General features: G+C 41.6%; 8 protein-coding genes. 7 read left to right on the top strand and 1 reads right to left on the bottom strand.

The features are described 5' to 3' along the window. Positions 1 to 14 precede the first annotated feature (14 nt). Positions 15 to 1,814 (bottom strand): ABC transporter ATP-binding protein, encoded by a 1,800-nt coding sequence (locus ACOSVQ_RS08990; RefSeq protein ID WP_491982210.1) that lies wholly within the window; start codon positions 1,812 to 1,814, stop codon positions 15 to 17. A gap of 124 nt (positions 1,815 to 1,938) precedes the next feature. Between ACOSVQ_RS08990 and ACOSVQ_RS08985 the strand changes: the two genes are divergently transcribed. The 7 genes from ACOSVQ_RS08985 to ACOSVQ_RS08955 all read left to right on the top strand — a co-directional run bounded on the left by ACOSVQ_RS08985 (position 1,939) and on the right by ACOSVQ_RS08955 (position 14,081). Continuing rightward, positions 1,939 to 2,412 carry a GAF domain-containing protein gene (locus ACOSVQ_RS08985; protein WP_491982209.1) on the top strand — a complete coding sequence of 158 codons (474 nt, stop codon included), beginning with the start codon at positions 1,939 to 1,941 and terminating at the stop codon, positions 2,410 to 2,412. 99 nt (positions 2,413 to 2,511) lie between these two features. Beyond that, entirely contained in the window at positions 2,512 to 3,141 is a 630-nt protein-coding gene (gene proQ / locus ACOSVQ_RS08980; protein WP_491982207.1) for an RNA chaperone ProQ, read from the top strand. Between the two features lie 17 nt (positions 3,142 to 3,158). Next, positions 3,159 to 5,165, top strand: coding sequence for a carboxy terminal-processing peptidase (gene prc, locus ACOSVQ_RS08975; protein ID WP_491982206.1), 2,007 nt, complete (start codon positions 3,159 to 3,161; stop codon positions 5,163 to 5,165). A 146-nt stretch (positions 5,166 to 5,311) separates the two neighbouring features. After that, positions 5,312 to 5,986, top strand: coding sequence for a hypothetical protein (locus tag ACOSVQ_RS08970; RefSeq protein ID WP_491982205.1), 675 nt, complete (start codon positions 5,312 to 5,314; stop codon positions 5,984 to 5,986). Positions 5,987 to 6,140: 154 nt separating this feature from the next. Continuing rightward, on the top strand, positions 6,141 to 8,747 hold the full coding sequence (gene pepN, locus ACOSVQ_RS08965) for an aminopeptidase N (RefSeq protein ID WP_491982204.1): 2,607 nt from the start codon (positions 6,141 to 6,143) through the stop codon (positions 8,745 to 8,747). Between the two features lie 91 nt (positions 8,748 to 8,838). Continuing rightward, entirely contained in the window at positions 8,839 to 9,057 is a 219-nt protein-coding gene (locus ACOSVQ_RS08960; protein ID WP_491982203.1) for a DUF2835 domain-containing protein, read from the top strand. Between the two features lie 185 nt (positions 9,058 to 9,242). Beyond that, positions 9,243 to 14,081 (top strand): NAD-glutamate dehydrogenase, encoded by a 4,839-nt coding sequence (locus ACOSVQ_RS08955; RefSeq protein ID WP_491982202.1) that lies wholly within the window; start codon positions 9,243 to 9,245, stop codon positions 14,079 to 14,081. The last annotated feature ends 35 nt before the right edge of the window (positions 14,082 to 14,116 follow it).

The raw sequence follows: 14,116 nt of genomic DNA, 5'->3' as shown, positions 1-14,116 counted from the left end.
ATGTGACATTGTCACTAATTGGCGTGAGACTGCACAGAACCGTAAAGGGTTTGATAGAGTCCTTCTTGTTCAACCAGTTCTCTGTGTGTGCCAGCTTGGCTAACGCGTCCATCTTCCAATACATAAATTAAATCTGCTTGTTTCACCGCTGAGAGTCTATGAGCGACAATCAAGGTAGTCCGCCCTTTCAAAAATTCGTTCAATGCCTTGTGTAAAGCGCTTTCTGTAGCGGTATCTAACGCTGATGTTGCTTCATCCAAAATAACGAATTTGGGATTGCTTAAAACCATGCGTGCAATTGCTAGACGTTGGCGTTGACCACCAGACAGTCGGATACCATTACGACCGATTTGTGAATTTAATCCTTGATCAAGTTTATTGATGACGTCTTGCATTTGAGCGATTTCTAAGGCGCGCCATAAAGACATTTCATCATGCTGGCCGCCTAGAGTTAAATTGTGCCTTAAAGTGTCATTAAAGAGTATAGGTTGTTGTAGAACAACGGCAATTTCTCCTCTGATTACATCAAAGCTAATATCGTCACACGTCTCGCCATTGAAACGTATCTGCCCTGAGTTTGCGCGATAGACACCAATTAGCAGCTGTATTAGAGTCGATTTTCCGCCACCACTTGCTCCGACCAGTGCTACTTTTTTCCCTGCAGGTATATCTAGCGAGAGATCATTCAGCACGTTGTTTTCACCATCATAAGAAAAATTGACGTTAGAAACGGTGACTTCAACTTCTTTGTCATTAGTGAAAGGATTAACTTTACTAACAGGGCGGTATTCTTCTTCTAGATCCAGCAAGGCGTTAATACGTCCAAGAGCCGCCTTGGCACTGTACCAAGAAAATTGAATGCTTAATAATTCCTGAACAGGAGAGAGCATGAACCACAAGTAACCGAATACAGCAAACATCTGTCCAATGGATAGGTCACTGAAGACAACCATCAGCATCGCGGCAGCTCGGAATAGTTCAAATCCCAATAGGAAGAGTAGGAAAGATAACCTGCCAGCGGCTTCGGATTGCCAAGCATACTTATCTGCGCTTAAACGTACGTCATCTGCTTGAGTTTTCAGTTCAGAGAGAAATTCTCTTTCTTTATTGGCTGCGCGTAGTTGGTAGATGCCATCGAGTGTTTCTACAAGACGATTTTGAAAGCGTTCAAAGGCTTGGTTTTCCCGTTTTTTAAGATGCTTAACTTTGCTTCCGAGCAAGCGGGAGAAATAAACAACTACGGGATTCACAAGCAGAATAAACAAACCTAAACGCCATTCAATCCATAATAAAACGATGGCAGTGCCAGAAACGGTAAGTAAACTGATGATAAATTTACTTAGCGTAGAGCCGATAAATTGGTCTATTGTTTCAATATCTGTAACTAAATGGGCGTTAATTCCACCACTTCCCCGAGTCTCGTATTGTTTTATGCTAATTTGTCCCAATTTATCTATCATCTTGCTTCGCATCTGATAGGTGATGGTTTTAGAGACAAGGGTAAACTGGCGGCTTTGCAGAATGTTGAGCATCTGGCTCGCTGCGCGCATTAAAACAACCATGATTAATGTGAGAACAATATAACCCGTGGCAGTGTGCCATGATGTTGGCAACACGCGATTCATCATCTCAATACCTGTTGAAGGTTTATTAAGTAACACTTCGTCAACCATCAGGGGCATAAGTAGGGGAATTGGCACACTGATTAGTGTTGCTACAATTGCAATTACATTGGCAAACAATAACTTGGATTGATGCTTTTTCGCTTGTGTTATTAGCCAAGAACGGCTAATAGTGTCTGTGGAATTTGCCATCTTTATGAGAATGAATCCTATTTAGTTTTGGCGCATTATATGTAAAACCTTTAGGTAAGCAAAACTTAAAGGCATTTAAAACCTAAAGTGAAGTCTTTATTTTTCAATTGGAAGTTTAGTTTATATGAAATTAGAACATTACCACCGCTTAACAAAACAAGCTGTCGCATTACTAGAATCAGAAAAGGACTTGATTGCGAACTTGTCTAATTTAAGCGCACTACTCAACATGGAATTAGAAGACCTTAACTGGGTCGGCTTTTATCTAATGAGAGACGGTGAGTTGGTATTAGGTCCATTCCAAGGCAAACCTGCTTGCGTACGTATTCCGGTAGGACGCGGTGTATGCGGTACAGCAGTTGCTTCTAATAGTGTACAACGTGTTTATGATGTTCATGAGTTTGAAGGACATATCGCGTGTGACGCTGCCAGCAATTCAGAGATTGTAATTCCATTTTCAATTAGTGGAGAGGTAGCTGGTGTACTTGATATTGACAGCCCAAGTGTAGGTCGTTTCTCTGAAATTGATGAGGAAGGTCTTACATTTTTGATGACAGAAGTAGAAAAGCTGCTCAATTCACAGGCTAACAAGGCATAAATTGTCTTTTGCCTGTGGTTTTTCGTATTCAGGTCACTATAATACCGAACATATTTACTCTTAATGCTCGCGGACAAGCCGCATAAACCAGGAATCCTCATGGAAAACACTGAAAAGTTAAAAAACAGCAAAGAAGTTATTGCGTACATTGCTGAATGTTTCCCTAAATGCTTTACTTTAGAGGGTGAAGCGAAGCCTCTTAAAATTGGTATTTTTCAAGATCTTGCTGAACGCCTTGGCGAAGATCCAAAAGTTAGTAAAACTCAGCTTCGTGCAGCGTTAAGACAGTACACTTCTTCATGGCGTTACCTACACGGCGTAAAACCTGGTGCGGTTCGTGTAGACCTAGATGGCAACGCTTGTGGAGAGCTTGAAGAACAACATGTAGAACATGCACAAGCAGCGTTGGCAGAAAGCAAAGCTCGCGTTGACGCTCGTCGTAAAGAACAAGGTAAAAAGGCTCGTGAAGAAGCGAAAGCTAAGCCAAAAGCTAAAAAAGCTGCTCAGCCTCGCCGTCCTCAACAAACTAAAGGGCCAAAACCAGAAAGTAAACCAGTTGAAACTAGAGCTTTAAACAGTGACGAAATCGTTGTTGGTAAAGAAGTGAACATCAACATGGGTAAAGGCAACATGGCAGCGACCATTGTTGAAATCAATAAGGAAGATGTGCGTGTTCAACTTGGTAACGGCCTACAAATGGTTGTAAAAGCGGAGCACTTGCGCGCTTAAAGGAGAAACTCCTACGCATGAAATGCCGTTCAAAATGGACTCTGATTGCTGCTAGCGTTTGGCTAGCAGCATCATCAGCTCAGGCTGTAGAAGCCCAAATTCAAAAGAAAGATTTACCAATACTTGCTCCTGAAGCTCAACACGAAACAGCTAGCAAAAGGGTAACTTCTCGTTTTACTCGTTCTCATTACAAGCATTTCAATCTCGACGATCAATTCTCTCAAGCGATTTTTGAACGTTACATTGAACTTCTCGACTACAACCGCAGTCTTTTCACTCAGGCGGATATCGATTCTTTTCAGTCTAAAGCTATTCAGTTAGATGATGAACTCAAGGCAGGTAGCAACGTTATTGCGTTTGAAGTTTATAACTTATCGATGAACAAACGTTTTGACCGTTTTAAATATGCGTTGTCGCTGCTTGATAAAGAAATCAAATTTAATACTGACGAAACGATTGAGATAGATCGTTCGAAAGCTGCGTGGCCGAAAAACAAAGCAGAAATTGATGAGTTGTGGCGCAAGCGCGTGAAGTACGACGCTTTGAGCTTAAAACTGACGGGTAAAGAGTGGCCTGAAATCAAAGAAACGCTTTCAAAACGTTATAACAATGCAATCAAGCGTTTGACGCAAACACACAGTGAAGATGTTTTTCAACTTTACATGAATGCGTTTGCGCGCCAAATCGACCCACATACCAGTTACTTATCTCCACGTAATGCTGAACAGTTCCAGTCTGAGATGAGTTTATCTCTGGAAGGGATTGGCGCAGTTTTACAAATGACCGACGACTATACGGTGATTACCTCTTTAGTCACTGGCGGCCCAGCGGCTAGCAGTAAGCAGTTGTCTGAAGGTGACCGAATTGTTGGTGTTGGTCAAGATGGTGAAGAACTCGTAGATGTAATCGGTTGGCGTTTAGATGACGTGGTTCAGCTTATTAAAGGACCAAAGGGTACTAAGGTTAACCTTGAGATTCTACCTGATGGTAAAGATGCTAAACGTCACGTTGTAACAATTGTGCGAGATAAGATTCGTCTGGAAGATAGAGCTGTAAAATCAGAATTAATTGAAAAAGATGGCAAAAAGATTGGTGTTTTGGAAGTACCAAGCTTTTACGTTGGTCTTTCTCAAGATACAGATAAGCTCATTACTCAGTTAAAAGCGGATAAAGTTGACGGCATCATTGTTGACTTGCGTAACAACGGTGGTGGTGCGTTAACTGAAGCAACAGCATTATCTGGTTTGTTTATTACCAGTGGTCCTGTTGTGCAAGTGCGTGATAGTTATGGTCGAGTGAACGTAAATAGCGATACAGACGGAAAGATCAGTTATTCAGGTCCTATGACGGTACTGATTAATAGCTACAGTGCATCCGCATCTGAAATCTTTGCTGCGGCAATGCAGGATTATGGGCGTGCAATCATCCTTGGCGAAAACTCATTTGGTAAAGGTACTGTGCAACAACACCGTTCTCTAAATCATATCTACGATATGTTTGATAAGGAGTTAGGGTATGTTCAGTACACTATTCAAAAGTTTTATCGTATTGATGGTGGTAGTACACAGAACAAAGGTGTGATTCCTGATATTGCTTTCCCTGCTGCAATCGAAGCATCCGAAACCGGTGAAAGTGTGGAACCAAATGCACTTCCGTGGGATAGCATTGATCATGCTAAGTATTCAAAACTTCGTGATTTCTCGACACTTATTGGCTCTTTGACTCAAAAGCATCAAGCTCGTATTGTATCTGATCTTGAATTTGGTTTTATTCAACAAGATATTGCTAAGTATAAAGCCGAAAAAGATGACAACTCTTTGTCTTTAAACGAGAAGGCTCGTAAGAAAAAGACTGAAGAAGCTGATGCAGAACGACTAGAGCGTATTAACAAGCGTCAGGTTGCTGCTGGAAACGCAGAATACAAAACGCTGGATGATGTGCCAAAAGATTATGAAGTGCCAGATGCTTATTTGAATGAATCGGTATCTATCATGGTAGATATGCTCAAATCAGCGAAAAAATAGCATTTTCAAAGTGTTAAAAAGCGAGCTTATTAGCTCGCTTTTTTTATTTGTTCATAATTCATATGCAACCGAATGTGACATGTATCAAATAATTTAGCGAAATCTAACATGCGATCCTAAGCTTACAAAAAGTGAGGGAGATCGCTATGAAATGGATAACCGTTATTTTTGCTTGCATCGCACTGGCGAGCACAGGTCAAGCGTTTGGTTCTATGAATGGACCATTAAAAGATTTAACCCAATTTGATCAGCCGTTTCTTCTTGGGGATTGGTACCTTTTGAACCCTGCACCAGATGAGACAGAAGAAAACTTCCTGGCTATCAAGCTTAACTTTGAATCGGACTATACATTTTCTATCGATATTCAGAAGAAAGATTACAGTGTTGACCACTGGGAAGGGATGTTCACCGCTAATAGCGATACGATCATTCTTGGATTAAATAGCGATGATCCTCAAGTTTACGAATATAAAAGTAATCACAATTTGTTGTTTTTGAATGGCGTTACATTTACTAAAGCGTTACCCAACGCATTAGCAGGTATGTGGTCTAGTACTTCACTTTCTGGTCAAGACTCATACGCGGATAAACTCACCGAAGTGTTACTTATTCTTCAACCTGATTTTGTGTTTTTGTTTAAAGCCAGTGGCAGTGACGGTAATGAAACGACTCATCAGGGAGTCTATTACATGGAAGGTGACCACTTGGTTTTGCTCTATGAAGATGGCGAACAAGATACCCGTTATACCTTGCAGCAAGATCAGCTAACGCTGGATATGGAGGGTGGGTCAATGTTTGCGGTTTTGAATCGTATTCGTTGATGTTGTTATTAGAATGTTTATTAACCAATTGATTTGCATTTATGAGAGATAGCCTCGCTGGTTATCTCTTTTTTTGTCTTAGGGGTTGTTATTGCCTGTAACAAGCCTAAGATCTGTTACTGTCACATATCACTATGTCAAAAGGATTCCGGCAATGGCTCAAACTCCTCAAGCCAAATATCGTAAAGATTATACTCAACCATCACATACCATTTCTCAAATTGAACTGACCTTCGATCTCTTTGATACAGCAACTACAGTAACGGCTGTTTCGCAAGTAAAGCAGATGAAAGACAGCACGACATTGGTTTTGGATGGTGAAGAACTAAAACTACAAGCACTAAAAGTTAATGGCGTAGATTGGACTGAATTCACTCAACTTGACGCGGGTTTAGAAATTCGCCAACTGCCAGCAGAGTTTGAGCTGACGATTGTTACGCTGATCAACCCAGAAGAAAATACTGCATTAGAAGGGTTGTACAAATCTGGTGGCGCTTTCTGTACTCAATGTGAAGCAGAAGGTTTCCGACGTATTACTTATTATCTAGACCGCCCTGATGTACTGGCGAAATACACCACAACAGTCATTGCTGACAAAGCCCAATATCCATACTTGCTAAGTAACGGCAACAAGCTGGAACAAGGTGAAGTGGAAGGCGGTCGTCATTGGGTTAAATGGGAAGACCCACATCCGAAACCTGCGTATCTATTTGCTTTAGTGGCTGGCGATTTTGATGTTCTAAGAGACAAATATGTTACTCAATCTGGTCGCAATGTTGACCTAGAAATCTTTGTCGATAAAGGCAACTTAGATAGAGCCCACCATGCGATGGTTTCTTTGGTTAACTCGATGAAGTGGGACGAAGAACGCTTTGGTTTAGAATACGACTTAGACATTTATATGATCGTCGCGGTTGATTTCTTCAACATGGGCGCAATGGAAAATAAAGGGTTGAACATTTTCAACTCGAAGTTCGTGTTAGCGAATGATCAAACAGCAACAGATACCGATTATCTTGGTATCGAAGCGGTAATAGGGCATGAATATTTCCATAACTGGACGGGTAACCGCGTGACGTGTCGCGACTGGTTCCAGCTAAGCTTGAAAGAAGGCTTGACAGTGTTCCGTGATCAAGAGTTTTCGTCTGATTTGGGCTCTCGTGCTGTTAATCGAATCGGCAATGTTCGCATTATTCGTGGTCCACAGTTTGCAGAAGATGCAAGCCCAATGTCTCATCCAATTCGTCCAGATAAAGTAATAGAAATGAATAACTTCTACACTTTAACTGTTTACGAAAAGGGCAGCGAAGTTATTCGTATGATGCATACTCTGCTTGGCGAAGACGGTTTCCAAAAAGGCATGAAATTGTACTTTGAACGTCATGATGGCACTGCGGCTACTTGTGAAGATTTTGTCTCTGCTATGGAAGATGCGTCGGGTGTTGATTTGAAGCAGTTCCGTTTATGGTATAGCCAGTCAGGCACACCAACAGTTTCTGTAACCAGCAAATATGATGCACAAGCTAAAACCTATGCGCTGACAGTTTGCCAATCAACAGAACCGACTCATGACCAAAAAGAAAAGCAAGCACTGCATATTCCTTTTGATGTAGAACTGTATACAAAAGACGGCAAGGTTATTCCATTACAGTGTAACGGAAAGCCAGTTGCGAATGTTCTAAATGTTACTCAAGCAGAGCAAACCTTCGTATTTGAGAATGTAGTAGAGCAACCAATCCCATCATTATTGAGAGAGTTTTCTGCGCCGGTAAAACTGGAATACGACTACTCAGATGACGAGTTGGTGTTCTTAATGTCTCATGCGACTAACGAATTCGCTCGTTGGGATGCTGGTCAAATCCTAATGGCTAAGTATATCCGTGACAATGTCACTCGATTGCAGCAAGGGCAACGTGTTGAATTAAGTGAAGTTGTTATCGATGCTTTCCGTGGTGTATTGCTCAGTGATTCATTAGATCCTGCATTTGTGGCAGAGATGCTTTCATTGCCTAGCCACAATGAAGTTTCTGGCTGGTATAAGTGTGTTGATGTCGATGCAGTTGCGAATGTGCTTAAGGCGTTCAAAGTTATTCTTGCTACAGAGTTAGAAGATGAACTTAGCGCGACTTACCAAACTCTAAGACAAAATGAATACACCATCAGTCATGATGCAATTGGTAAGCGTTCATTGCGCAATATTTGTTTGTCTTACTTGGCATACACCGAGCAAGGTAATGCTTTAGCGGAGAAACAGTACAATGAAGCGAACAACATGACTGACACTATTGCTGCTATGAGCGCTGCTAACAGCGCGGGCTTGCCATGTCGCGAAGCTCAAATGGCTGATTACAGTAATAAGTGGAAACATGACGGTTTAGTTATGGATAAATGGTTCACTCTTCAAGGTTGCAACCCTGCAGGTAATGCACTTGAAGTCATCAAAGAAACGATGAACCATGAAGCCTTTAGTCTAAAGAACCCGAACCGCACGCGAAACCTTATTGGTGCATTCTTAAACAGTAACCCAGTAAACTTCCATGCGAAGAGCGGAGAAGGCTATCGCTTCGCAGGTGAAATTTTGCGTGAACTCAATAGCAGTAACCCACAAGTGGCTTCTCGTTTAATTGACCCGTTACTTAAGTTCCGTAAATACGATGAAGAGCGCCAGGGGTTAATTAGAAAAGAGCTGGAAGCGTTAAAAGCGATGGATAACTTAGCGCGAGATCTTTTTGAGAAAGTGTCTAAAGCTCTAGAAGACTAAAAGACAAACTGTGGTGGCATTTCGGTGCCACCTTTTTTTTCATCTAAACTTTTTAATCTTTAAATTCAACATAGAGCGCTTTGGTTGTTATATGAAGCATTACTATTTTTCACTCAATATTTCTTATCAAGCGTATTTGGCACATTACTCAGGAGCGGCAAGTTCCGTTTTAGTTGTAACAGAGCAGGGATTGCGTTTGCAGTTGCCAGCATCAAGATTTCGACCATTTCTTAGTCAAATTGGAGTAAAAGGTCGATTTAGGCTGATAACTGACCAAAATAACAAGTTTATAAAGTTAGAAATGCTGTGATGAAAGATAATGCCAGATGTTTAAATAGGTATCTTAGTCACATTCTCAAACATTTGCCTGAGTGTAAATGTTAAAACTATTAACGTTTAGTTTCTAAAACTTTTACAATAAGGCATGCATTACCAGCAGTAGGCTATATTCTTACTGCATCCCCTACAAAACATAATTCTAATCTGGAGTCGCCTATGACCGCGCGTGAGACTTTGATGCCGGTTCTACTTGAAAAAGTTTACCAACTTATTCAAGACAAACTTGAGCAAAAACAACAACCCTTGGTTACTCAACTCGCTCAACATTTATTTAGCAATGTATCGCAAGATGATTTAGCTGAACGAAATGAATCCGATTTATATGGTGCAGTAGTTAGTCTTTGGCATCATATCAGTGAGAAGAAAAGTGATGATTACTCTGTGCGAGTTTTCAATCCAACGGTAAGTCGTCATGGTTGGGAATCTACCCATACGATTGTTGAGATTGTTGTCCCTGATGGTCCTTTCCATGTTGACTCTATTAAGATGGCACTTAGCCGACTTGATCTTACTTCCCACTTAATGCTTAACGGTCCAACTCAAATTGATCGCGATGACAAAGGCGCAATCAAGAGCGTCAATAATGGAGAAGGGCCACTTCAATCTCTATTCCATATCGAAGTTGACCGCTTAAGTAACAAAGAAGAGATGAAGACTCTTCAAGAAGAATTGCTTGATATTCTGCTTGATACCGCTTTAGTCGTGAAAGACTGGAAACCTATGGTAAGTAAGTTGGATCAAGTAATTGGCCAACTTGAAGCCAATGTTGCTCAGCTTCCAGAATCTGATCGTTTCCAAGAAACTATGGCGTTCTTACGTTGGTTAGGAAACCATAATTTCACTTTCATGGGTTACAAAGAATATGACCTTGTTGATGTTGATGGCGACACAACACTAAAACCGACTGATGAAGCTGGTTTAGGTCTTTTCTCTCAAAGTGAACGTGTTCGTTCAGTTAAACTTTCCGAGTTCTCTGACTCAGCTCGCCTAGAAGCGAAAAAAGCCTACTTACTTATTCTAACTAAAGGCAACAAGCAATCTAGAATTCATCGACCAGCTTATACTGACTATATCGGTATTAAGAAGTTTGATGAAAATGGAAAGGTGATTGGCGAGCATCGTTTTACTGGTTTATATACTTCTGCTGTGTATAACCAAGCGGTGCAAAGCATTCCACTCATTCGTGAGAAAGTCGAACGTATTCTAACTGCAAGCCGTTACCGTGTTGGCTCATATGCTTATAAAGCATTGCACAATATTCTAGAAAATTACCCACGTGATGAACTGCTCCAAGCAACAGAAGAAGAACTGTTAGAAGTTGGAATGGGTGTTGTACAAATGCAAGACCGAGATCTTCTTCGTCTGTTTGTGCGTAAAGACCCGTTCGGACGTTTCTTCAGTTGTATGGTGTATGTAACGAAAGAGCGTTACAACACAGAGTTGCGCCGTCAAACGCAACGTATTTTTAAACAGTATTTTGGTTGTGAACAAGAAGTAGAGTTCACGACGTATTTCTCTGAAAGCCCACTTGCAAGAACCCATTACATCGTTCGTGTTGATAACAACAATATGGACGTGAATGTGAAGAAAATAGAGCAAAACTTAATGGAAGCATCAACAACTTGGGATGATCGTTTAGCTGAAGCGATCGTGGCAAACCGCGGTGAAAGTAAAGGTTTACCACTTGCTAAAGAATACCTGCATGCATTCCCACGTTCATATAAAGAAGATGTAATGCCAGCTTCTGCGGTGGCAGACATTGAGCGTTTAGAAGCTCTAAACGAAGACAACAAATTAGGTATGTTGTTCTATCGTCCGCAAGAAGAATCAACAGATTCTAAAGCGGTTCGCTTGAAGCTGTACCACCGTGATGAGCCAATCCATCTTTCTGATGTAATGCCAATGCTTGAAAATCTTGGCTTGCGTGTTATCGGTGAATCACCATACGAAGTGGTGAAGTCAAATGGCCAAGTTTATTGGATCCTTGATTTCTCTATGCTTCATAAGAGTGAGAATAAAGTTGATCTTCGTGAAGCTCGCGATCGTTTCCAACAAGCATTTGCTGCTATCTGGAATGGTGATCTAGAAAGTGATGGTTTCAACCGTTTGGTGTTGGGCGCTTCATTAACAGGCAGAGAAGTTTCCATTCTTCGCGCTTATGCACGTTACATGCGTCAAGTTGGCTTCCCATTCAGCCAACAATATATTGAAGATACATTAAGCCATTACCCTGATGTTGCAAAAGGCTTGGTGGATCTATTTGTGCGTCGTTTCGATCCGAAACATAAGGGCGCGCAAAAAGGTCAAACGGATCTAATTAATAAGCTAACTGAACAATTAGATCACGTAGAAAGCTTAGATGATGACCGTATTATTCGTCGTTACATGGAGATGATCCTAGCGACATACCGTACCAACTATTATCAATTAAACGAAGACAAACAGCCTAAGCCTTGGTTAGCATTGAAGATGAAGCCAAGCGAAATCCCAGAGATTCCTGCTCCGGTACCAGCGTTTGAAATCTTCGTGTATGCACCTGATATTGAAGGTGTACACCTACGTGGTGGTAAAGTTGCTCGTGGTGGTTTGCGCTGGTCAGACAGACAAGAAGATTTCCGTACCGAAATCCTTGGGTTAGTAAAAGCACAACAAGTTAAGAACACTGTGATTGTTCCTGTGGGTGCTAAAGGTGGTTTCGTCTGTAGAAAACAGTACTTATACAACACTCGTGATGAGATTTTTGCTGAAGGTCAACGCTGTTACAAACGCTTCATCCGTGCGCTATTGGATGTAACTGATAACATCGTAGAAGGTGATCTCGTTGCTCCTGTGAATGTGGTTCGTCACGATGAAGATGATCCGTATTTGGTTGTTGCAGCAGATAAAGGTACAGCAACATTCTCAGACCTTGCTAACTCAGTATCTGCAGAATACAACTTCTGGTTAGGTGATGCTTTCGCTTCAGGTGGCTCTAATGGTTATGACCACAAAGCAATGGGTATTACAGCGAAAGGTGGTTGGGAGTCAGTTAAGCGTCACTTCCGTGAGATTGGCATCGATTGCCAAACCACCGATTTCACCGTAGTGGGTATCGGCGATATGGCGGGTGACGTATTTGGTAACGGTATGCTGCTGTCGAAACACATTCGCCTACAGTGTGCATTTAACCACTTACACATCTTTATCGATCCAACGCCAGATGCAGCAAGCAGTTGGGAAGAACGTAACCGCTTATTTAATCTACCTCGCTCTAGCTGGGAAGATTACAACCCTAAACTGATTTCTAAGGGCGGTGGTATTTTCTCGCGTAAGGCAAAATCGATTACTTTAACGCCTGAAATTCAAAAGATGTTGGGTACGAAGAAAGGATCCGTTGCTCCAAACGAATTGATTAAGATGATCCTTTCTATGGAGGTTGATCTACTTTGGAACGGTGGTATTGGTACATACGTTAAGTCTTCACGTGAAACTCACACCGATGTTGGTGATCGCGCGAATGACTCACTACGTATCGATGGTCGTGATCTAAACGCTAAAATCATTGGTGAAGGTGGCAACTTAGGCATGACTCAACTGGGGCGTGTTGAATACGCACTGAAAGGTGGTCGTGTTAACACGGACTTCGTTGATAACGTTGGTGGTGTAGACTGCTCGGATAATGAAGTTAACATTAAGATCTTCCTAAATGGTCTTGTTGCCAATGGTGATATGACAGTTAAACAACGTAACCAAGTTCTTGAGTCTATGGAAGATGAGGTTGGCGCGATTGTAATCGAAGATGCTTATGTTCAGTCTGAGTCTATTTCAGTGACTGAACAGCAAGGTGTTGCGGTAGTTAAAGAACAGGTTCGCTTTATTCATCAATTGGAGAAAGCAGGGCATTTGGATCGCGCGCTTGAGTACATTCCTGATGACGAAACTCTACTTGAACGCGAGAAACAAGGTCATGGTTTGACTCGCCCTGAACTTTCAGTACTCGTTGCTTACGGTAAGATGGTGTTGAAAGATGAGTTAGCGTGCGAAGACATTGCGAATGATGAGTTCCATGCACAGCAACTTATCAATTATTTCCCAACTGAGTTACGTCGTAACTATTCACAGCACATGCAAAACCATCCGCTACGTGCTGAAATCATTGCAACAGCACTTGCAAATCAGATGGTTAACGAAATGGGTTGTAACTTCGTTACTCGCTTGCAGGAAGAGACTGGTTCAAGTGCCGTTGATGTGACTAATGCTTATGCTGCTGCGCGTGAAATCTATAATTTAGGTTCAGTGCTTGAAGAGGTACGTAAGCTAGATAACAAAGCGGATGCATTGATTCAGTATGAAGTGATGTTCCATGTTCGTCGTACACTTCGCCGTTTGTCTCGTTGGTTGCTACGCAATCGTCCAGGTAAACAGTCTGTTCTTGAGTTGATTGAACTGTACAAAGCCGATGTCGAAGCGATTGCCAATAAACTTGATGATGTACTTGTCGCTGAAGAAGTGGAAGAGCACAACATTATGGCTAAAGCGTGGATCGAGAAAGGTATCGAGCCGACATTAGCAAACTATGTTGCTCGTTTATCTAGCCTACACTCAGTACTGGATATATCCTCAGTAGCAAAAGAAAAGCAAAAAACAGTCGAACAAACTGCGAAGCTGTACTTCAACTTGGGTGACCGTTTGTCTCTACACTGGTTCTTGAAACAGATTAACAACCAAGCGACAGACAACAACTGGCAAGTATTGGCTCGTGCAGCATTTAGAGAAGATTTGGATTGGCAGCAACGTCAATTAACAGCCCAAGTGCTTAACTGCAAATGTGAAAGCGGTGAATTGGATGTGATCAAAGCTCTCGAAGAGTGGATGGAGGCAAATTCAGTGTCACTGCATCGTTGGGAAAATATCCTGAACGAGTTCAAAGTTGGTACTGTGCATGAGTTCGCGAAGTTCTCTGTCGCTTTAAGAGAATTGATGCTGCTCAATTTAAACTGCCAAGCGGTTGAATAAAGTTTGAATTGTTAGCTGAATCAGACAATAATTAC

Source organism: Vibrio sp. HM8-C (assembly GCF_058630515.1).
The sequence above is the reverse complement of the archived record's forward strand: the minus strand, read 5'-3'. Positions and strand labels throughout refer to the sequence as shown.

Excerpts from the sequence above, each read along its gene's own strand:
- ACOSVQ_RS08970 (WP_491982205.1), top strand. The coding sequence starts at position 5,312 with ATGAAATGGATAACCGTTATTTTTGCTTGCATCGCACTGGCGAGCACA.
- proQ (WP_491982207.1), top strand. The coding sequence starts at position 2,512 with ATGGAAAACACTGAAAAGTTAAAAAACAGCAAAGAAGTTATTGCGTAC.
- ACOSVQ_RS08990 (WP_491982210.1), bottom strand. The coding sequence starts at position 1,814 with ATGGCAAATTCCACAGACACTATTAGCCGTTCTTGGCTAATAACACAA.
- ACOSVQ_RS08955 (WP_491982202.1), top strand. The coding sequence starts at position 9,243 with ATGACCGCGCGTGAGACTTTGATGCCGGTTCTACTTGAAAAAGTTTAC.
- ACOSVQ_RS08985 (WP_491982209.1), top strand. The coding sequence starts at position 1,939 with ATGAAATTAGAACATTACCACCGCTTAACAAAACAAGCTGTCGCATTA.
- pepN (WP_491982204.1), top strand. The coding sequence starts at position 6,141 with ATGGCTCAAACTCCTCAAGCCAAATATCGTAAAGATTATACTCAACCA.
- prc (WP_491982206.1), top strand. The coding sequence starts at position 3,159 with ATGAAATGCCGTTCAAAATGGACTCTGATTGCTGCTAGCGTTTGGCTA.
- ACOSVQ_RS08960 (WP_491982203.1), top strand. The coding sequence starts at position 8,839 with ATGAAGCATTACTATTTTTCACTCAATATTTCTTATCAAGCGTATTTG.